The organism is Neisseria sp. P0024.S006, assembly GCF_051956595.1.
In the GTDB taxonomy this organism is placed as follows: domain Bacteria; phylum Pseudomonadota; class Gammaproteobacteria; order Burkholderiales; family Neisseriaceae; genus Neisseria.
On record NZ_JBQCXH010000069.1, the window covers coordinates 1 to 442 of the forward strand.

Below are 442 nucleotides of genomic sequence, written 5' to 3' on the forward strand. Positions count from 1 at the left end.
GCCAGCCAGTTTTGTACTTGGGGCAGGCGGACGTTGAGGGAATTGACGTTCCAAGTGGCGATTTTCGTGATGTTTAAGTGTGTGCTGTTGGGTGGGAAGGCGGCGGATTGCGCCTGTGGGCATGGGCGGTATTGTCTAGCGGATTGGTTTATTTTTCGATATGGGCTGAAAGGGGCAGGCCGTCTGAAAGCTGATGTTTCAGACGGCCTTGTTGTTGTGATGTGGAATAATTTGTTTATTCGGCTTGGTCTTTGAGTGTGCGCAGGGTATTGAGGATGGTGGCGGCTTCTTCGGAGATGAGGCGGTATTCGATGATGCGGTGGTAGCGCGTGAAATCGATGATGCCTTCGGTACGCAGGAGTGCGAGGTGGTTGGCGATGCCGGTCGGGGAGGAGCCGAGTGCTTGTGCCAGTTCGGTAATGCTGCGGTCGCCGTCCAGCAG

At 55.2% G+C, this 442-nt stretch carries 1 protein-coding gene; it reads right to left on the bottom strand.

Features of this window, described 5'->3' with window-relative positions:
* Positions 1 to 235: 235 nt before the first annotated feature.
* On the bottom strand, positions 236 to 442 hold a 207-nt coding region (locus ACTHUF_RS11315; protein ID WP_440407756.1), incomplete at its 5' end, for an ArsR/SmtB family transcription factor.